This window comes from Algivirga pacifica, from assembly GCF_039543525.1.
GTDB classification, from domain to species: Bacteria; Bacteroidota; Bacteroidia; order Cytophagales; family Flammeovirgaceae; genus Algivirga; species Algivirga pacifica.
The window spans coordinates 165,743-186,955 of the sequence record NZ_BAABJX010000022.1; the positions used below are offsets into that span (position 1 = coordinate 165,743).

General features: G+C 38.8%; 18 protein-coding genes. 6 read left to right on the forward strand and 12 right to left on the reverse strand.

Annotation, left to right across the window (positions count from 1 at the left end; translation table 11 throughout):
• The first annotated feature begins 120 nt into the window (after positions 1-120).
• The 5 genes from ABD985_RS07630 to ABD985_RS07650 all read left to right on the forward strand — a co-directional run bounded on the left by ABD985_RS07630 (position 121) and on the right by ABD985_RS07650 (position 5,121).
• Positions 121-2,169 carry a SpoIIE family protein phosphatase gene (locus ABD985_RS07630; protein WP_345370603.1) on the forward strand — a complete coding sequence of 683 codons (2,049 nt, stop codon included), beginning with the start codon at positions 121-123 and terminating at the stop codon, positions 2,167-2,169.
• Between the two features lie 157 nt (positions 2,170-2,326).
• The gene (locus tag ABD985_RS07635) at positions 2,327-2,668 is read left to right on the forward strand and encodes an STAS domain-containing protein (RefSeq protein WP_345370605.1); all 342 of its coding nucleotides are present in this window, start codon (positions 2,327-2,329) and stop codon (positions 2,666-2,668) included.
• Positions 2,640-3,083, forward strand: a complete 444-nt coding sequence (locus ABD985_RS07640; RefSeq protein ID WP_345370607.1) for an ATP-binding protein — start codon at positions 2,640-2,642, stop codon at positions 3,081-3,083. The genes ABD985_RS07635 and ABD985_RS07640 overlap by 29 nt, the downstream gene beginning before the upstream one ends.
• A gap of 133 nt (positions 3,084-3,216) precedes the next feature.
• A complete protein-coding gene (locus ABD985_RS07645; RefSeq protein WP_345370610.1) occupies positions 3,217-4,488 on the forward strand; it encodes a dihydroorotase in 1,272 nt (423 codons plus the stop codon).
• A 30-nt stretch (positions 4,489-4,518) separates the two neighbouring features.
• Positions 4,519-5,121: a DUF4199 domain-containing protein gene (locus ABD985_RS07650; RefSeq protein WP_345370612.1), complete on the forward strand. Its 603-nt coding sequence runs from the start codon at positions 4,519-4,521 to the stop codon at positions 5,119-5,121.
• A 78-nt stretch (positions 5,122-5,199) separates the two neighbouring features.
• Here ABD985_RS07650 and ABD985_RS07655 read toward each other — a convergent pair whose 3' ends face one another.
• From ABD985_RS07655 to ABD985_RS07710, 12 genes are all read right to left on the reverse strand, one after another.
• Positions 5,200-5,724: a hypothetical protein gene (locus tag ABD985_RS07655; RefSeq protein WP_345370614.1), complete on the reverse strand. Its 525-nt coding sequence runs from the start codon at positions 5,722-5,724 to the stop codon at positions 5,200-5,202.
• A 105-nt stretch (positions 5,725-5,829) separates the two neighbouring features.
• The gene (locus ABD985_RS07660) at positions 5,830-6,318 is read right to left on the reverse strand and encodes a DUF1905 domain-containing protein (protein ID WP_345370616.1); all 489 of its coding nucleotides are present in this window, start codon (positions 6,316-6,318) and stop codon (positions 5,830-5,832) included.
• Positions 6,318-8,009, reverse strand: coding sequence for a DNA polymerase/3'-5' exonuclease PolX (gene polX / locus ABD985_RS07665; protein ID WP_345370618.1), 1,692 nt, complete (start codon positions 8,007-8,009; stop codon positions 6,318-6,320). Before polX ends, ABD985_RS07660 begins: the two co-directional genes overlap by 1 nt.
• A gap of 131 nt (positions 8,010-8,140) precedes the next feature.
• Entirely contained in the window at positions 8,141-9,355 is a 1,215-nt protein-coding gene (locus ABD985_RS07670) for a hypothetical protein (RefSeq protein ID WP_345370619.1), read from the reverse strand.
• 218 nt (positions 9,356-9,573) lie between these two features.
• Positions 9,574-10,593: a phenylalanine--tRNA ligase subunit alpha gene (pheS, locus tag ABD985_RS07675; RefSeq protein ID WP_345370620.1), complete on the reverse strand. Its 1,020-nt coding sequence runs from the start codon at positions 10,591-10,593 to the stop codon at positions 9,574-9,576.
• A 183-nt stretch (positions 10,594-10,776) separates the two neighbouring features.
• The gene (locus ABD985_RS07680) at positions 10,777-11,283 is read right to left on the reverse strand and encodes a phosphoribosyltransferase family protein (protein WP_345370621.1); all 507 of its coding nucleotides are present in this window, start codon (positions 11,281-11,283) and stop codon (positions 10,777-10,779) included.
• 94 nt (positions 11,284-11,377) lie between these two features.
• A complete protein-coding gene (rnr, locus tag ABD985_RS07685) occupies positions 11,378-13,558 on the reverse strand; it encodes a ribonuclease R (protein ID WP_345370622.1) in 2,181 nt (726 codons plus the stop codon).
• Positions 13,559-13,716: 158 nt separating this feature from the next.
• Positions 13,717-14,613, reverse strand: coding sequence for a carbon-nitrogen hydrolase (locus ABD985_RS07690; protein WP_345370623.1), 897 nt, complete (start codon positions 14,611-14,613; stop codon positions 13,717-13,719).
• A 100-nt stretch (positions 14,614-14,713) separates the two neighbouring features.
• On the reverse strand, positions 14,714-15,298 hold the full coding sequence (locus ABD985_RS07695) for a hypothetical protein (RefSeq protein WP_345370625.1): 585 nt from the start codon (positions 15,296-15,298) through the stop codon (positions 14,714-14,716).
• Between the two features lie 120 nt (positions 15,299-15,418).
• Positions 15,419-16,630, reverse strand: coding sequence for a GlmU family protein (locus ABD985_RS07700; protein ID WP_345370627.1), 1,212 nt, complete (start codon positions 16,628-16,630; stop codon positions 15,419-15,421).
• 208 nt (positions 16,631-16,838) lie between these two features.
• A complete protein-coding gene (locus ABD985_RS07705) occupies positions 16,839-17,081 on the reverse strand; it encodes a type B 50S ribosomal protein L31 (protein ID WP_345370629.1) in 243 nt (80 codons plus the stop codon).
• 139 nt (positions 17,082-17,220) lie between these two features.
• A complete protein-coding gene (locus tag ABD985_RS07710; RefSeq protein ID WP_345370631.1) occupies positions 17,221-18,840 on the reverse strand; it encodes a lamin tail domain-containing protein in 1,620 nt (539 codons plus the stop codon).
• A 404-nt stretch (positions 18,841-19,244) separates the two neighbouring features.
• Here ABD985_RS07710 and ABD985_RS07715 point away from each other — a divergent pair, with 404 nt between their 5' ends.
• Positions 19,245-21,134 carry an LTA synthase family protein gene (locus ABD985_RS07715; RefSeq protein WP_345370633.1) on the forward strand — a complete coding sequence of 630 codons (1,890 nt, stop codon included), beginning with the start codon at positions 19,245-19,247 and terminating at the stop codon, positions 21,132-21,134.
• Positions 21,135-21,213 lie beyond the last annotated feature (79 nt).

Here is a 21,213-nt window from a genome sequence, read left to right on the forward strand (position 1 = left end):
AATTTTTTGAGACTCTCAATGAATGAAATAATAAAATATTACTATTATGATTTTTTAATAGATTAATCAGTAGATTCAATACATTATCAGTAACAATCTATAAAAGAGTTGATTAGATACATGAGGGAGCGCATATTTTTGGATACGGAGGCTATATCAGTGGGAGCTGTTAGAAAGGTATCTATAGTCATGGCTGCTATAGGATGGATTTTATTATTGGGAATAGGTTTGCGTGAGCAGTATGCTGATTTTGTGACACCTACTTTAGCACCTCTACCAGCTTACTTCAAAGGGGTGTGCTTATTCCTTTTTGTAGCTGGGATATATATTTTTAGTTCTATTGAGCTGAAGAAAAAAGAGTTGGACTTTTCTCATATTTTTTGGACACTATTTGTGGTCGCTTTTATTACGGCTTTCCTATCGGTGATGGTCAACTTCTTCATGTATTTTTTTGAAGAAGCGCGTTGGAGTGTTCATCCTTTCTGGTATGGAAGTTTTTTTTATGTAGAATACGGGGCCATGATTGTCTATCTGGTTACGGTGTTTGTGGCTTGGAAGCGACTCATACTATATGGAAAAGGACGTTTTGTGCAATATAGTTGGATTTGCTTTGAGGTATTGATAGCGATATTTTTAGCATCTCATTTTTTCAGTGATACAAAGCCTAGTTTATCGTTTCATTTTGGGTACGTGTTTTTAGCCATATGGATATTGTCTTTAAGCATTAATGTAAAGTGGATACCATTGTTAAATTTCAATCAAAAGCTAGCCACTTTACTGCAACTGTTCTTTATTCTGATTTCTCTGATTTACTTTTTTACAACTATAGACAACTACTTGTCAATGAATTTATATGGAGTAGAAGGGTTACTCCAAAGCATATTCATAATAGCCTTGTTTACTTTTACATTTATCTATGGCGTTGTCGCAGGTTTATTTGTGATTTTTAATCTACCGACTTCATCGGAATTTGATAAAAAACTACAGGAGATATCCATCTTTCAGGAACTAAGTAGTACGATCAAACAAGGAAAAAATGAGTATGAGATCTACAAGGTGTTATTGCAAGCAGCCGGAAGTATCACAAATTCTCAATTGGGATGGATACAAAGAGAAGAACAACCCTTGATTGTCGATGGAATTACAAAGGAAGAGGCTGTACACTTCATGATGAAGTATAATACGATCATTAAGGAAACAAGTACTGCTAGAAGGGTACATTATAATCCCTACTTTGGTAGAGGTCGAAAGATGAAATATTACTCGATCTTAATTGTTAGAATATCAGGAAGAGAAGAGCATCTGGTACTTTTGAGCAGTCTACACAATGCCTATGATAAGATGATGGAAAAGAGTGTCCTCACTTATGTAAATCAGGCAGGGATAGCCATATCAAACCTTGAACTGATGTCTTTGACTGTAGAGAGTGAGGTGTGGAAACAGCAGTTGGAGATCGCCCGGAAAGTGCAGGAACGCCTAATGCCTAAGCGATGGGCTATTGAGCAATCTTTGGAAATTGCGGCGATTTCTGAACCGGCCATAGAAGTAGGAGGAGATTATTATGATTCCCATCAACAGGAAGGGAATAAGTTCTCCATTATGATTGCTGATGTTGCCGGAAAAGGGATACAGGCCTCTTTTCATATGGCACAGCTAAAAGGGATATTTCAGTCTTTAATGAATATGGAGCTGTCACCTATGGAAGTGATGACATATGCGAATAAAGCCTTAAAAAACTGTTTAGAGAAAAAAGCTTTTGTTACAGCTACCTATATGGAAATAGATACGGAACAAAGGCAGTTGGAACAAGTGAGAGCAGGACATTGCCCAACATTGTACTTTTCTAAAGAAGAGCAACGAGCGTTTTACCTTCAGCAAAAAGGATTAGGATTAGGTATCATTCGTAATGATTCTTTCCAAAAATATATTAGTACGGAGAGTATACCCTATTATTCAGGTGACTTGATTGTTCTTTATACAGATGGTATTGTGGAAGCGAGACGGCAAGATAAGGAGTTGTTTGGCTATGATAGGCTTCGTGAATATATTCAATCTCATTATACACTACCGGTTAAAGAGATGGCAGAAGGCCTATTGGAGGAAGTAAGACATTTCTCGGGAGACCAGAAGTTAACGGATGATTTTACATTGATTATTATTCGTTTTTGAGGTAAAAGGTAAAAGGTAGGGGCGATCCATGTGGTCGCCCTCCACGTAGGTACCTCGACATACCATTAAAAGGAATAGGGGTTGTTGTAAATATTATATTGGAAGATTATTTTCCTTCATCCAAAATATTGTAACTAACCATTAATCAATTACGTATATGTCCAATATAAAGATTACTGTAGAAGAGCAAGGAGACAAACAGATTATCCGTCTCTCAGGAGAACTGGATGCCAGCTCAGCATTGGAGTTGGATAATGTTTTACAAGAAAGTATTGAGGGGCAGTTTACTGCTATCCTTATTGATTGCTCTTCTTTGGATTATATTTCTTCTCCAGGTATAGGTCTTTTTACATCCCGTATAGAGGAGATGGAGCAACAAGGAACTTCTTTAGTGCTCTTTGGTTTAAAAGATAGTGTAAGCACCGTTTTTGAAATATTAGGATTGGATCAGCTACTAAAAATTGTATCCGATGAGTATGAGGCAAAAAGTACATCCTAAGATATATAGTAAAAAGGTAAAGTGTAATGTTGCCAACCTTGGATTATTGAGAAGGTTTGTGACCAACACTTTGAAGAAGCAACAACAACTTCCTACAGAATTGGTGAGCTTGATTGTCCTTGCGGTAGACGAGGTATGCGCAAACCGTATTATACATTCGAGTCATTGTAATGAGCAGGATGCTATTGAGGTGAAAGTGAGCACTGATAAAGAGAAGGCTGGCATACTGATAGAGATTAAAGATAGAGGAGATCGTTTTGACATATCCTCCTATAATGCCCCCCCTATCAATGAAGTAGTATCCAATCGTCAGAATGGCGGTATGGGACTGATTCTAGTAAAGAAAATTATGGATCATATACAGGTAGAACGGGAAGGAGATATTACTATTTATCGTTTATTTAAACAGGTCTAAGACCTGTTTTTTTTTGTACGATTATTATTGAATAGATGAATGAATACAGTGGGTTAGTCTTTTGATAACTCCCCCTACTCCATTACTTTTGTACGAATGAATGTTCTTTAAAAAATAACCATACCGCACAGCCATGAATGAAATATTATTCAAAGGAATAAAAGTAGTGAGCCCATCGTCTTCTTTTAATGGGCAACATGTAAACTTACTGATTAAGGATGGAGTGATTGCAGCCATTACACAAGAAGAAGTAGCGGCAGAGCATAGTATAGAGGCTAGCCACTTATCGGTATCTGAAGGATGGTTTGACCTAAGAACAAAACTAACGGACCCAGGTTTTGAACATAAAGATACAATTGCTTCGATCAGTGCGTCTGCAGTGGCAGGAGGATTCACGGATATAGCTGTCTTACCGAATACCAAGCCAGCTTTGCAAACCAAGGAGTCGGTAGTGTACGTCAAGGATATGTCTCGTTTCTTACCTGTAGATTTCCATGTTTTGGCCGCTTTGACCAAGGATTGTAAAGGGGAAGAAATGACGGAGATGACGGATCTACACCATGCTGGAGCTGTAGCATTTACGGATGGAGTCAATTCAAATTGGCATATGGGCGTATTGAAAAGAGCCTTACTATACGCACAAGGGTTTGATGGTTGTATTATCGATCAACCGGAAGAGCAAACGATGACTGAAAATGGTCATATGAATGAAGGAATTAGCAGTACCTTAATGGGAACGAGAGGTATTCCAACATTGGCTGAAGAGATTGCCGTTCAGCGATCGTTGGCGATTCTGGCTTACACGGGTGGAAGGTTGCATTTGACAAATATTTCATCAGCAAAATCGGTAGACTTAATTAAAGAAGCTAAGGCTGAAGGACTGCAGGTAACTTGTGATGTAAGTGCCGCGCATCTTTTCTTTACAGATGAAGATTTGGCATCTTTTGATACAAACCTGAAGGTAAAACCTCCTTTTAGAGGGCAGACTGACCGACAAAGATTATGGGAAGGAATTCAGGAAGGAGTGATTGATGCTATTTCTTCCAATCACGTACCTCAAGACGAAGAGTCAAAGAATCTGGAGTTTGATTTAGCTGACTTTGGAATGTTAGGTTTAGAAACGGCTTTTGCAGCGATTATGAGTAGAAAGCCAGAGGAGGTAAGTACTGCTACAGTGATTGAAAAGCTAACAACAGGTCCTAGAGGTATATTGAAACAAGAAGCTACTTCTATCGAAGAAGGAGCGGAAGCTATTCTAACCATTTTCTCAGAGGAGGAAGAGTGGACGGTCACTAGAGAGGATATTAAGTCTTATTCTGACAACACAGCTTTTGTTGGAAAAACATTGAAAGGGAAACCTGTAGGTATCATCAATAAAGGGAGTGTTGTATTGAATGTGGAGTAATCTCGACAGCACTTTTTAAACTAGTATATTATGAGAAAGTATTTATTAAAGACGGCCGTTTTATTTGGCTTATTGTCAGCTTTGGTCTGTTTCCTATACATGTTTACGCTAAATGTATTGGGAAATAACCCTTTTGGCAGATACCAAATGATGTATCTCGGTTTCTATGGGATGTGTATTGCTGTAGGGATGTGGTATTTCCGAGATCGACAGAATGCAGGAGTTCTTCGTCCACAAGTTGCGATTCTTTTCGGGATGATTCTGAACACTGTGGGCACTGTGTTCTTAGGATTATTACTGTTTGTATGGACAGGAGTATTGGATCAGGAGCAAAAAGTAATTGGAATACACAGGGAGCAATCCTTAGAATTGATAGCCTCTTCTGAGAGGGCAATGAAAGAAGCCAAAGACAGTGGACAATTGGAAGAAGAGCAATTTCAGGAAAATATGATTGCTTTTGAAGACCAAAAGGAAGCTATTCGTACAATGGATGCCATGTATTTGTCTTATGACCAATCGATACGATTTTTTATTGCAGGAATGTTTCTGACTTTCTTCTTTATGCTGATAATGAAGAGTGGTAAGGGCGACTCTCGTGGTCGCTCGCAGATTAGCGGTAAAAGTAAAAAGTAAGGGCGACTCTTGTGGTCGCCGGCCTATTGAAAATAAGTATAAAAAAATAAGAGCGACTTTTACAGTCGCTCTTATTTTTTAGAAACGAATGCCTAAAGTAGCTCCCAAAGGAACTCCCTCTCGGTAAGTTGGTTGATTTAAGCCGACATAAGGATTTATTGTCACATTGATCTGACCTGTCTTATATTTATCCCTTAGTGCCATGTTATTGATTTTAGCGACTTTTACTGCATCAAAAATAGACCAAATATAAGTAGTCGCTGCTCCGGCAAGTCCTAAAAGCATTAGTCCAGCACCAGAACCATCAGTATTCCCATACTCATCAACGCTTTCGACCAACTGTACAGCACCTACACTCATAACGACGTAGGAACCTACAAATCCACCAAAGAATCCCAGTCCCCTTCCTGTTTCTCCAGCAACAATCTGCCCTAAACCAGGTGCTAAAAAGGATGCAACTCCTGCAATAGTAGGATCATAACGATCTCCATATTGTGGAATATATTCAGCAGCGTTGTATTGGTGTTTCCAAACAGAATACTGGGCATTGGATACAGTACTGAAAGCAAAAAGTACAAAAAATAGTGTAATGAGCTTTTTCATATAAAAAAATAAAATTAGTTGAGATATATAAAAGTAGATTATTAATTCAATAGTTTGTCATGTAGTAAGGTCTCATTTTTACCTTATACCTCTTACTTTTTACCTTTATTTATCATAATATTTGAGTCCCTTCTCTAACCGGTTGATCATTTCTACAATACGGGAGACCTTGGTATCCTCCATTTTAGCATCGTAAATCCAATCAATATAGGCTTTTTGCTCGCCTTCCGTAAAAGATAGAAAGGTTTCATAAATTGAAGGAGGCTCGTTTAATAAGCACTCCTTAATTTCTTCAGGTAGTAGAAACGGGGTTTCATCCAAAAAGAGTTGAATACTAACGATATCCCCCGCTTCTTTTTTGATATTCTTTCTGATAGCAGCTTTCACAGGCAAAAAGAGTTTTCCTTCTCCCATAGGCATGAGCTTATATTGCTTTAGTTCATAATCATCAATAAATCCTCGGACTCTTACCCATCCAAAAGGATTACTTTTATCTTGGGAGATTTCAGGAATTTCGGCGTAGGTCCACCCTCCTTTACCCGGAAATTTTTTAAGTAGATATTCTTTATTGACGATCGCTTTTTGAGAAGTCATTATTTAATGTTCTTTTTTCGATCTTCAAAAAAGGTATTTACTTCTATAGCATTCATCGCATTAAAAGTCATCTCTTTAGTGAGGCCAGCCTTTTGCCCTACATACAATCCATACTGCATATCATCGTATCCTTCCATCTTGTGGGCATCAGGGTTGATACTGATTTTGACTCCTTGGTCCAAGGCGTATTTTACCCATCTCCAGTCCAAGTCTAGTCGCCATGGATTCGCATTGATCTCAATGATTACGTTGTGAGTGGCACAAGCATCAATAATCGCTTTATGGTCTATAGGATACCCTTCTCTTTTTAATAAAAGTCTCCCGGTAGGATGCCCTAACATGGTTGTGTAAGGGTTGATTACTGCTTTGAGAATACGCTCGGTCGCTTTCTTTTGGTCCATTTTCAGGTTGGAATGTACCGAGGCGATTACAAAGTCAAAGGAAGCCAATACCTCATCGCTATAATCCAGTTGTCCATCATTCAAAATATCAGATTCAATACCCTTGAAGATGGTAAAGTCTTTCATTTCTTGATTAAGGGCATCAATCTCCTGGTGTTGCTCTAATATTCTCTCTTCTGATAGTCCATTAGCATAAAAAGCAGATTTGGAGTGGTCGGTAATTCCTAGGTATTGATAGCCTAAAGCCTTACAGTGCTCCGCCATCTCTCTAAGAGTATGCTTACCATCGGAATAGGTCGTGTGATTGTGTAAAATTCCTTTTAAATCTTCCATTTGTACAAGCTGAGGGACACCTTTTTCTATCCATTCGCTTTCGAATAGTCCTTCTCTCAAAGGAGCTTCAAAATAAGGAAGCTCCATCGCTTTATAGTATTCCTCTTCCGTTGCCAATACTGTCTTACGACTGAACTCCGATAGTGTTTTACCATCCTTATTACTTAAGGTTAAGTGCATACCAGCAGAAGAGGTAAGCAGTAAGGTTTGCGCAAAGGCATCGTCTTTACAAAGGTAGAATTCTATAGGAAGTTGTTGTTCCGTTAAGACACCTCTCCAGTTCAAGGGACCAGAAGCTTTTTCATCGTAATCAAAGTCAGGAATGTCCTTGAGTACTTCTTTTACCTTTGGTAAATCAGAATAGCCTAATACCCATTCCATTTTGTCGATAACTTCCAGTTGTCTTCGAACCTGTCCTGTCGGGGAAATATTGAATCCTTTTTCCTCCAAGTGTTGTACTAAAGTGTCACTGATATTTTTTGCATCTGAAAAATGTAGCTTGCTCTCATTTTTTTTCAGGAATTGGATTTGATCCAGAATAGCCTGTTCTGTTTTGGCTCCAAAACCTTTCAATGCTTGTATTTTATTTGCCCGACAAGCTTCTTCCAGTGCTTGAAGACTTTCAATACCCAGTTCTTTCCATAACATTCCAATCTTCTTCCCTCCTATTCCTTTGATCTGTAGGATATCCATTACTCCGGCAGGGGTTTCTTCTGTGAGTGCTTTTAACTCCTCAAAAGTACCCTCTTCATTGATCTGAGCAATTTTCTCTGCAACACTTTTGGAGAAGCCGAGTTTTTGCAATTCTTCCTTGGAAGCACCTTCCAGAGGCTGTTCGGCTTTTTCAACATTAAATACGGCAGAAGCATACGCCTTTACTTTGAAAGGATTTGCTCCGTGAATTTCCATTAGGGAAGCAGCGGTTTTTAGAATTGCTGCGATTTCTTTATTACTCATAATTTTTTTCAGTGAAGAGTAGACATAGACAGTGGGCAGTGAACAATTAGCAGTGAGCAGTGTACAATAGACAATGAACAGTTATGACGATTTTTACTGTTCACTGTTCACTGTTCACTGCTCATTGTTAACTATTGTATGATTTTCATTCGTTCAAATGGGCGATTTTCATCGAAGAGTTTACGATAGGTAAGGTGCACCTTACAAATTTCTCCGCCGATCAATTCTACGGTACGCATCATCTTAGGGTTGAAGTCTCCGATCCAGTTCATTTCGAGTGATTTGTAATGATACCCATCGAAGTATAATTTGGGATCAGGGTTATGCTTTTTACCAATCGTTTGTACGATGAAATCAGAATAAGCCATGACAATAGCGCATTCTACACCTTTCTTTTGGTGCTCAGGGATGACACCGAACACCAGGCCGAAAATCTTACGACTTGCTCTGGTTTTGATATACCAGAACATGCGAAGTTTATTCCATAAGTTCAGGTTGCCACTTTTTATTTTCTTGACGATTTGGTTCATCTCAGGAATCTGTAGGTAGAAAGCAACAGGCTCCCCCTTATAGTAACCGAACCAGGCCAGCTCTTCATCCATGACCATTTTTAGGCTGCCAAAAATTTTCTTAGCAGCTTTTTCTGAGATACTAGGTACTCCTGGGTGTCCTTTCCAGGCTTTATTGTAAATCGTCGCAAAGTCTATAGCAAACTTCTCCAGATCCTTTTTTCGGGCATGGATAAAGGTATAATCCGGGTCCGTATATACGCTGGTGCCTTTGCGAATAAGTTCATCATCTACTTTCTCTTTGACTCTACGCAAATAGGTAAATTGCTTGAAGTAAGTCTTGAAACCATAGGCCTCATACAAGTCATTATAGTAAGGAAAGTTGTAATGCATACAATAGTTTGGCTCTGTAAATCCTTCCTTCAGGCACCCCCACCAACGATCACGGTCACCGAAGTTGATGGGGCCATCCATCGCTTCCATATCAAATTCTTGTAGCCAGCTTTTACAGGCATTAAAGAGGATGTTTGCGGCTTCTTGATCATTGATACAATCAAAAAAGCCCATACCTCCTGTGGGGAGATCTTTGGTTTTGTAAGCTGTTTTGGGATTGTGATAGGCCGCTACCCTGCCAATAGTTTCTCCTTGATCATTTTTTAATATCCAGCGTATAGCCTTGCCTCCTTGTTTGAAGAGTTTATTCTTTTTAGGGTCAAAGACAGCTTCTACATCTTGGTTTAATGGGCGGATATAGTTAGGGTCTTCCTTGTATAGTCGTACAGGAAACTCTAGAAACTCTTTGATATGCTTTTTCTCAGTAACTTCTATTAGTTGCATAGGCTATGGGGTAAAAAGTGAAGGAATGATGTATGCTATAGAAACTTGTCTCAAACAGAGGAATTAAGTGAATGATGTATCTATAAAAAATCTCGCAAAAGCAGTAGTCTTCAAGTAATAGGATTAGCTATTATTTTGTAGACCAAAGGCTTTGCGAGATTTATATTTTAGTATTCTCTGAATAGTTTAAACCACATGTATAGTAGGTTATAGGAGAGTTATATTGCAGAGAACTGTCTTAAGAATCGAACGTCGTTTTCTGTGAATAGACGCAAGTCATTGATACCGTATTTCAATAGAGCCATACGCTCTACCCCCATACCGAAGGCAAATCCTGTATATTTTTCAGGGTCAATACCAGAAGCTTTCAGTACGTTAGGATCTACCATACCACAACCTCCAATTTCTACCCATCCGGTGTACTTACAGATGTTACATCCGTCACCACCACATACTGAACAGCTAATGTCCAACTCTGCACTTGGCTCAGTAAATGGGAAGTAAGAAGGACGTAAACGAATCTTGGTATCTTGTCCAAAGAACTCCTTTGCAAAGTAGTACAAAGTATCTTGTAGGTCTTTGAAACTTACGTTCTCATTGATGTATAAGCCTTCAATCTGGTGGAACATACAGTGTGCTCTTGCCGAGATCGTCTCGTTACGGTATACTCTTCCTGGAGAAAGGGTACGGATCGGAGGCTCTTGGTTTTCCATCACACGTACCTGTACAGAAGAAGTGTGCGTACGTAAAGCAATATCCGGATCTTTCTCGATAAAGAACGTATCTTGCATTTCACGGGCAGGGTGATTTGGAGGGAAGTTAAGGGCTGAGAAGTTGTGCCAGTCATCCTCAATTTCAGGTCCTTCAGAGATGTTGAAACCGATACGCTCGAAAATACGAACGATTTCCTCTCTTACTTTTGTAATCGGGTGAATTGATCCCAATTCATTAGGAATACCAGGAAGGGTAAGGTCTTCATGCTCGATATTTTGCATGGCCTTGTTCTCTAGTTCCTCTTGTAGAGTTCTGAACTTCTCTTGAGCGGCATCTTTCAGTTTGTTGATGTGTTGCCCAAAAGCTTTACGCTCCTCCGGAGCAACCTCTTTCATTTTGGCAAAAAGGCCACCAATGATTCCTTTTTTACTGATGTATTGAAGACGGAACTGATCCAACTCTTCTTTGGTCTCTACGGTTGCTGCCGCTATATCCTCTGCAATTTTATCTACCTGCTCAAGCATATTATTCTATAGTGATAAGTGTAAGCGATCAGTGCAAGAAAATTTACACCAACCACTTAAAATAAGATGTTTCAAAATTTTTAAAACCTTCCTTACTCTAAAGCCCACGGGAAGGTTATGATAAAGTGGTTTTGAGCAAATTTAATTATTTATGGAAAAAATTATAAATACTAGCCCACCACTTTATGTAAGAGTTACCTGATAGGCATTATCTTGCTCCAGATTAACGTCAATATGTTCATTCACGGTAGTGGATAATTCATATCCAATAAAGTCCGGAGATACTGGAAACTTACGGTAGCTACGATCTACTAATACGGCTACTTGTAGCTTTTGTAAACGCACATTCATAAATGGTTTTAGACTATAAGCCAAGGTACGCCCGGTATTTTGTACATCATCAACCAGGATAACTACCTTTTTCTCTAAAGCATCCAGTTCACAATCCAGCTCAATAAAGGTTTGTACAGGTGCTTTTTTATCAATAGTTACTTTCAGTAAGCTGGTTTTCATTCCAGACACCTGTCTGAATTGCTCCTCTAGCAACTGAGCGAACTTATATCCTGTACCGACGATCCCAGCGAAGACAATTTCTTCAGAATCAAAGTTGTGTTCATAAACCTCAAAGGCAATGCGGCGGATTTTTTGAATAATCTGGTTATGAGTAAGAATGATATTAGTCTCTGTCATTTTGATCAGTGTGTTTTAAACAGTAAGCGTATGTCTGAAATACCAATTTCAAACATACGCTAAGATATCAATATTCTTTCAATGAATAATAAAACTACAGCATTTCAAAGTCAATGGTTCTCTTCTCTATATTGGTATCTTTTACCAATACTTTGACACGGTCACCGATGCGATATTCTTGTTTGTATCTTTCTCCTACAACAGCCATTTTTTCTTCGTCATAAGAATAGTAGTCATCACCCATACTGGAGAGGCGTACCAATCCTTCACAACGTGTTTCTTCCAGCTCTACAAAGATACCCCATTCGGTAACACCTGAGATTACACCTTCCATCGCTCTACCTACATATTCTTGCATAAACTCTACTTGTTTATACTTGATAGAAGCTCTTTCGGCAGTGGCTGCTTTTTTCTCCATTTCAGATGAATGCTGACATTTGTCTTCATAAAGAATACGGTCTACAGACTTTTTCTTATCCAGATAATGCTGTAAAAGTCGGTGTACCATCATATCAGGATATCTACGAATAGGAGACGTAAAGTGAGTATAATGCTTAAATGCTAATCCATAGTGTCCATCTGCTTCGGTCGTATACTTGGCTTTTGCCATGGTACGGATAGCCTGTTGCTCGATGATATTTTGCTCCGGCTTTCCTTCTACTTCTTCAGTCAGTTGGTTCATAGAGGCCGCTACAGAGTTTTCTTCCACATTGACCGTATATCCAAAACGCTTCGCAAAAAGGGCGAAGTTACTCAGTTTTTCAGGATCAGGAAGATCGTGAGTACGGTATACCATAGTCACAGGCTTTCCATTTTCCTTCTTCCTGAAAACATACTCAGCCACTCGTTTATTGGCCAAAAGCATAAAGTCTTCGACCAGCTTGTGGGCGTCTTTACGAATTCTAGGAACTAATTTGATTGGTTTACCATCCTCGTCTAGTTCAAAGCGAAGTTCTACCGATTCAAAGGAGATTGCTCCATTCTGGAATCGCTGTTGACGCAATTCTTTAGCAATATCGTTTAGAAGATTAATTTCTGTGGCATAATCTCCTTCTCCTGTTTCGATACGCTCCTGGGCTTCTTCATAGGTGAATCGCCTATCGGAATGAATAACCGTACGTCCAAACCATTGTTTATGAATCTTACCGGTTTCATCCATGTTAAACACGGCTGAAAAAGCCAGTCGATCCACATGTGGATTCAAGGAACATAGCCCGTTTGATAGCTTTTCAGGAAGCATAGGAACGGTACGGTCTACCAGATATACTGAGGTTGCTCGTTTCTGAGCTTCTTCTTCCAATTGCGTATTAGGACGGACATAATGGGTAACATCAGCAATATGTACACCGATTTCCCATTGACCATTATTCATTTTTCGGATAGAAATAGCATCATCAAAATCCTTGGCCGTAAGAGGGTCAATAGTGAACGTAGTTCGCTTACGGAAGTCTTTTCTTTTCTTGATCTCTTCTGCAGGGATCTCTTCTGGAATTGCTTCAGCCTCTTGCTCTACCTCTTCAGGAAACTTGAAAGGAAGATCGTATTCAAACATGATCGAGTGGATCTCTGTTTCATTCTCTCCTGCTTTACCTAAAACCTTTTCTATCTTTCCGGTAGGGTTCTTATCTTTTTCTCTCCATTCGGTGATTTTAGCGATTACCTTATCTCCGTGTTTAGCATCCTGCATATGGTGCTTAGGAATAAAGATATCCTGATGCATCTTGCGTCCCATGGTCACGACAAAAGCAAAGCGTGCAGAGATTTCCAGATGACCTATGAATTCTTCTTTGGCTCTTTTGACAATCTTCACTACCTCTCCTTCTGTTCGACGACGTGTTGGGTTATAGTGTGTCTTCACTTCTACCGTATCCCCATCGAAAGCACGGTTCAGGTTAGATGTACTGATCCATATATCTTGCTCTTCTTCGCTGATGACGATATATCCAAATTTTGGATTGACATGGTCTACTACACCAATGACTTTTCCACCACTCTCTTTGGATTGATACTTTCTTCCAACACTGTCAATTTCTCCATTCTCTACGAGTTTGTCGAGAATCAATTCCAAGGCATTTTTTTGTGCCTTTTTCTTTAGTTGTAGAATTCTACATAGTTGTCGGAAAGACAGGGGTTTTTCAGGTTCTGCATTCAGAACCTTAATAAGCTCTTGGGCAAGTTGGTTATTAATATTTTTTCTTTTGGCTTTTTTTCTATTGGGCATTCCCTTTTTATTAGCCCTTTTTCCTTGTGATTTATTCTTACTTGTTTTTCTCATTGTATCATTTTCTGTTCAATCACAGTCATATATGGACTGTGGTCAAAAAATAAATGGATAGATAGGGGGAATGAATAGGCGAGTTGGAGATCATATGATGTATAGGGTGGATCTGTTTTGGGTACTACTTGTGAATACCCAACAGATCCATTGATATGTTATTTTCTGAAACGAAGTAATAATTCTTCGTAAGCATCAATACGACGATCTCGGAAGAATGGCCATATTCTGCGAACGTCTTCACTTCTACCCAAGTCAATTTCGACTACTGTAAATTCTTCTTTATCTCTGTTTCCTTCAAAAAGAAACTCTCCCTGCGGACCGGCAACAAAACTGTTCCCCCAGAATTCAATTCCTTTTGTCACACCCGAAGGGTCATCTTCAAATCCTGTGCGGTTGACACTGATCACAGGTAATCCATTGGCCACTGCATGTCCTCTCTGTGAGATAATCCATGCATTACGTTGTCTGCTTTTTTCTTCTTCTGTATCTGTGGATTCATATCCAATAGCGGTAGGATAGATCAATAAATCGGCTCCTGCCATAGCCATCAGACGAGCAGCTTCCGGATACCATTGATCCCAGCAGACCAATACTCCCAAACGTCCTACAGAGGTATCAATAGGCTCAAAGCCCATGTCGCCAGGAGTAAAATAAAACTTTTCATAGTAAGCGGGATCGTCAGGAATGTGCATTTTACGATACTTCCCAGCAATACTTCCATCGCTTTCTAGTACCACGGCAGTGTTGTGATACAGCCCTGGAGCACGCTTCTCAAACAAGGAGGTGACCAATACGATCCCTAGTTCTTTGGCGATAGCTCCAAATTCTTCGGTTGATGGACCAGGAATACTTTCTGCCATGTCAAATAGATCGACATCTTCTGTTTGACAAAAGTATAGTCCAGTATGGAGTTCCTGTAAGACGACCAGTTCAGCACCCTGACTGGCACAAGCACGAATGCCTTCTATGCTTTTTGCAACATTGGCAGCTCGATCTGCCCCACAGGCTTGTTGAACCAAGCCTACTTTCAACGTTTTCTTCTGTGTTCCCATCTCTGTCTAGCAAAATTTTGCCTACTAAAGTCTTCTTTATAAGACAAACACAAAGTAACGTATTCTTGTGACTAATTATATGCTTTTAACCTTTCGGTTTCTAAAAATTTTCCAATAATTTTTCGCAGGTACAGCTACTGCCTAGATGGTATAAAGCGATCTTACCTCCTTCAAAGGTGTCTCCAATATGATGATGGACAGGAGAAAGCTCTCCCCTTCCCAAGGTAATATGTGGCTCATATTGTGAACCTCCATATTGTTCAAAAAACTGGTTGACATATAGCAATGCTCCAGCGGGGTCACCATACTTTAAATTAGCAAAACAGTCGAATGCCTGGGGAGCAACAGGGACATGGTATTTTTTTAGGATGGTTTCTACAGTTTGCTGTAGATGTATCAACCATGAATCTTTCTTAAAAGTCCATCCAACGGTATTTATTCCATGTTGATAAATTTTTTCTATAGTAAGAGTATCTATTTTGATACCACTTAGGGCCCCTTTGATTTCCTCACAAGCAACAGGAATGTTGCTTTCTTCTATCATAGCCATACAAAGACTAATGTGAGGAATGGTATGTCGTTTCCCTAGCTCAATACCTGGAGAGACCAGGCTACGGTTAGCCTCTAAAGATCGTTGAAAGAGGATTTCATCAGGGACAATTACGAGGTCAACTGCTTTAATCATAAATTACATGGTGCTTCAGATTAATTATGATGCCGTCTACGAAATAATTGCGATAACCCATAAACCCTAATCGATAACAGTTTCAATATTAACTATTATACTTTAGGTGTCAGTGATTTCCTAATCTAATCCCCAATCCCATTTACGGTACTTTTCGCTTCTTTTATATACTTCTGTTAGTATTTTTTGTTGCGTTTCCGTGAGAGTTTTCCCTCTACGGGCCATCACTTTTTGTGCTGTATCGAAGATTTTCTCCGGCAAAGCAGTTTGCTGACTATGGTTGACATTTTCCCAGGAAAATGAAGGGATAAATTTATCAGGGAATCCTCCACCAAAAATATTGGCAGCTACTCCAACTACGGTACCAGTATTAAACATGGTATTGATACCCGCTTTGGAGTGATCTCCCATAATTAACCCGCAGAACATTTGTCCCGTAGAAACTAAATCTTCTTGGACATAGCTCCAGATACTTACATTGCCATAGTTATTCTTAAGGTTGGACGTATTGGTATCGGCACCCAAGTTACACCATTCTCCAATGACAGAGTTACCTAAGTAACCATCGTGCCCTTTGTTGCTATATCCTAGCATAACGGCATTTCCCGTTTCGCCTCCAATCTTACAATAAGGACCAAAGCTACAATCTTCATGAATCTTGGCTCCCATATTGATATGGGCACCTTCACCGATAAAGCAAGTTCCTCTAACAATGGCACCTTCGTGTATACGGGCTCCTTTGGAAATATATACGGGTCCAGTTTCTGCGTTAATAACAGCACATCGTACACTGGCTCCTTCTTCTATAAAGACATTTTCTTTGCCGTAAACGACGGTATGTGGATCGTCCAGACTGGCACTTTCTCTTCCTTCTGTAACGATTGGAAAGTCTTCAATAATTCCTCTACGAGTACTTAAGAAGATATCCCAAGGGTTTTGGATGATAATAGGAGTTTCAGACAGGTCAATCGTTTGAAAATTGATGTCTTTACTGATTTCTTCTGGAGTAAGTATAGGCTTTTGACTGTATACAGCCACTAAGAGGTCCTGATAAATCAATCCTTCTCCTATTTTCAGTTTTTTGATGTGTTCCAAAAGTTCTGCAGTAGGGCATACAGAAGCATTGATATAAAGACTGTTTTCCTTAATATCCTCTTGGTATAAAGGCTGTAAATAATCTTCCGTAAGTTTATTGACTTTGGTGTTTAATGCAGTGGACCACTTTTCTTCAATGGTCATAATACCTATACGAATGTCTGAAATGGATCTGGTATAGGTAATAGGTAACAGTGCTGCGCGAATCGCAGGATCGTCAAAGAGTACTAAGTTCATTGCGAACGGTTGTTAGTAACAAAATATAAAATAGCATGATGCCTCTTAACGGGCATTGTTGAGTACACAGTTGGTAATATATAGAAAATAAGGGATAAGGCATTAGTTCCTTTATGATTCCCTTTGGTAATACACCTTTTGGAAAGGCAATAAAAAACGCCATGATGATTCATCACCATGGCGCACAAGAGAGAAAATCGTGATACGATTAACTTCTTTTGTATTTTTTGTTGAATCGCTCCACACGACCTGCTCTAGAAACAGTAGATTTCTTACCTGTGTAGAATGGGTGAGAAGCAGAAGAGATCTCCACTTTGATTAGTGGGTAAGTTTCTCCTTCGAATTCGATTGTTTCTTTTGTCTCTGCAGACGAACGAGAAAGGAATTTCTCGTCACTTGTTAGATCCCAGAATACTACCTCTTTGTATTCAGGGTGGATTCCTTGTTTCATATCTCTAATAAATTTTGTTCATGAACTCAAATCAGTGCGCAAAAATACAACATTATCAGTTACATAACAAATTTGCTAAAAATTAAATATTCAAATAATCCTTTAATGAAATCTAAGTATGGATTCCTGAGAGGTGAATTTATGGATAACTCACGATTACCTTGGTGGTCCATCGTTTCAAAACCCCTTGAAGATTAAAGGCTTCGATCCAAACAATATAGGGACCTACGGTGACCAATTGTTGGTTTTGATCTTGTCCGTCCCATCGTAATGTCGCACTACTTCCTGCATTAATATTATTAGCAATGATAGCGACCTCATATCCCCAGCGGTCAAACACTTTGGCATTGATTGTACTTCCTGTAGGGAGACAAGGAAGCTCTATACGTACATAGTCGTCTATGCCATTGTTGCCTGGCGTAAATACTGTGGGGTAGGCATGAACACATTCATCAGATGGTGTACTCCTATTTCCTTGTTGAGAATTTGTTTCTCCAGGAGTAGCAAAATCTATGGTAGCAGCAGCGGAGCGCCAGTTGGAAGGATCATTTTCGCTTTCACGAAAATCAATTCTTTCCAGAGATACCCCTTCCGTATTTTGTAATAATGGATAGTGGAAATCGTCTTGATAGGCAAAATGTTGGGCAATGCTGTCTCCTTTTTTAAGAATGACACTCCCCTCTTCATCGTAAAAAGCAGGGAGTGAAAATTCTATGATCAGACAACTATCAGGAATATTTTGATGGGTATTTCTTAAGGTTTCTTCTGAAGAAGTAAGGATAAAGTAGCTTTTGGGCGCTATAGCAAGAGTATGTCTGGGGATTACTACTTCTACCTCTTTATTGTTTACGATACTCCAGCCGGATAATTGAAGGTAGTGCATCGTAGGATTAAAACATTCGATAAAGTCAACAGCATCCTTTACGGGATTAAAAAGGATTTCGGATAATAAGATATCCTGAGTATTTGCTTCCAAAGGATTAATCCAGTGAATACTTAAGGTAGTGAACTCTCCTGAGCAGGTTTGAATATTGTTTAAATGGAGTTGATAGGGTATACTTTGCTTTAGGGGATTTTCAAATGTGATATAAATTATTTGCTGCTCCTGTATTATGGAATCAACAGGATGTGCTGAATCGATAGAGAGTGCTGAAGTGATTTGTATAGGCTGGTTGAGTTGTACAGAAAGCGTATTGGGAGTGGTAAGTTGAATATCCTGAATTTCGATTGTTTCATCCAATACTCCATGGATACTGTTTTTTGTGCCAGGAGTCCCCCCTATTGCTTCTATGCTACCATTCCAGTTGATATCGGTGATACACGCACTGGGATCTATGATTTCTAGAGAAATGCCCCCTTGTTGGAGTTCGGTAGAGAAGTTTTTGGGATTGTAATGAAAGGAAAATACCGTTTTTTCTCCTCGTTTTAAGGTAAGGGTTGCCCCTGTATTTTTTAATGCATTCCATTTAGAAGGACTTGCGACTTCTCCATACTTACTCCAAAGTGATTGCTCACTGCTTTTGCATAAGATAAGATAACTTTTGGGAGGAAGGTGGTAAGTCGGTAGAGAAGCTTCTTTCTGATCTATCCACAAGATATATTCACTCAACTGGATACTTTTCTCTCCTCTATTGTAGAGCTCTAAAAATTCAGCTTCCGGCAATCCTTTGGAAGGAGTGGGATCGAAAAAAATTTCGGAGATAATTAATGAGCTCTCAAATGTGCTAAGTTGTTCACATCTTGTGAATAACTTATTCACATTATTCACAGCTGAAAAAGAGAGTGAATTAGTTGTGAATATCTTTCTTGAATTATTCACATCTATATCCAAAAAGTTATCAACACTATGTGAATAACTTATTATTTTCACTCCAATACAGAATGTTATCAACAGGATTATCCTCATAAATTCAATAATTTATTCACAATTAACTCCTTTAAAAGCATCTATTTAGACGAAATTGTGGATAAACCTTACTTCATCTTACATAGGTGATGTATTTTGTGAATAAAATGGGGATACTGTTAACAAGATGTGAATAAAGAAAGATTAAAACCTGTTGAACAAAAAGTTATTCACAATTGAAATGAACAACCTAAATAAAAGTTATTCACAGGCATTGTGGATAACTTACTTTATTAACCTACTTACTAACATAACCCATGCGTACCCGTATTATCTTGTTCGGAAGGTATTTCCTCTATTGGTATATCATCTTTATTATAGAGCGATTACTATTTGTATTTTACCATTGGGAGCAAACATCACAATATGCAAGCGTAGACATAGTACAAGCAGTACTGATTGGTAGTAGAATGGATTGGTCTACGACGGGATATATAATGCTATTACCGGCGATTTTATTAGTATTTTCCACCTTAATTCCCAGACTTCCTTTACGTGCTATTTTTTCATTATATACCTCTGCGTGGTTATTGGTATCAGTGGTGGTCACTTGTATAGATTTGGAGCTATATGAGTATTGGGGATATCGTTTGGATGCTACCCCTCTCCTGATGTTGAGTGGAGACAATACTCCCTGGGAAGCGATTCCGGAAGGAACGTTATATACGATAGGCCCCATTTTTATAACCTTATTATTATTAGGGTATAGTTTATATCATTTGCTCGTTACCCCCTTGATTAAAAAAATCACTGATAGGTATTGGTGGGGCTCGGTAGTGATGTTGTTATTCACCGTGGCTCTTATAATACCTATAAGGGGGAGTTTTGATGTGGCTCCTTTTAATATAGGCTTTGTATATTTTCATCAACAGCCTTATCCCAATCATGTAGCGATTAATGCCACATGGAATACCATATATTCACTAGCGACCTATAATAGTATACAGTATCCTGAGAATTATCTGGAAAAAGATTTAGCCAAACAGTTATTTCAGGATTTAAAAAGGGATGAGGGAGAAACAAGAAAAGTTTTACATACGGATAGACCTAATATTATATTAGTGATCTGGGAAAGTTTTAATGCTCAAATTACCGAGGCAGTGGTCGGCAAAGAAAAAGGAGTTACCCCTAATTTTGATGCCTTGGTGAAGGAAGGGATTTTGTTTACAAAAATGTTTGCAGTAGGTGATCGAACCAATAGAGGAGTCCCCGGTATCTTAAGTGGCTACCCAGGGCAGCCTCGTACGGCAGTCATTAAACATAACTCTAAGTTAAATCAGATTGATTATTTAAGCAGAGACCTAAAAGACCTTGGATACTATACCTCTTTTATTTTTGGGAATAATATCAACTTCTCCAATTTCAACTCCTACCTAAGAATTGCAGGCTACGATCAGATTATTCACAAAGAACATTTTCCTTCTCATCTGTGGACTACTAAGTGGGGTGTACATGACGAGTATGTTTTTGAGCGAATAAAGAAGGAACTCCTACGAATGAGTGCAAAAAAGCAGCCTTTCTTTCTGACCACATTGACCATTAGTAGCCATGAACCTTTTGATGTGCCTTTAAAGGATACACCATTTCAGGGAGAGGATAAAACCAGTAAGTTTTTGAATGCTTATTATTATGCAGATCAGCAAATAGGTGATTTTGTATCTTATTTAAAGCAGCAACCTTATTGGGAAAATACACTTTTGGTCATTACAGGAGATCATGGCGCTAAATACCGTAACGATATTCAGTATTATAGTGAGGAGCGCTATCAAGTGCCTATGTTATGGTTGGGAGGAGCCTTGTCAAAAAAGAATATAGAAATTGATACCTACACTTCGCATATTGATTTTGTGCCTACATTATTGGCACAACTAGATAGTCGTAAATCTTATAAATTTGGGAAGAATATCTTCTCATCTGATATGAAAAGTTATGCATTTTATACGTTCAATGATGGGTATGCTTTTCTCTCTGATAGTATAAAGTTGATTTATGATAATGTGGGTAAGCAATATATTTTAGATAACCCAGAGCTTTCTCAAGAGCAAAAACAACTCCCTCAAGCGATCTTACAGACGATCTACTCAGACTTCAATCAAAGAGGAAAGCAAACTCGACTATCCTCTTCCTTTACCGAAAATATTCCTTAAGAAGTCAGAATAAATTGTCTTATTCTCCGGGAACCATATAACTTTGCTAATAGTTACTCTTTGGTGGATTGATTGCTAA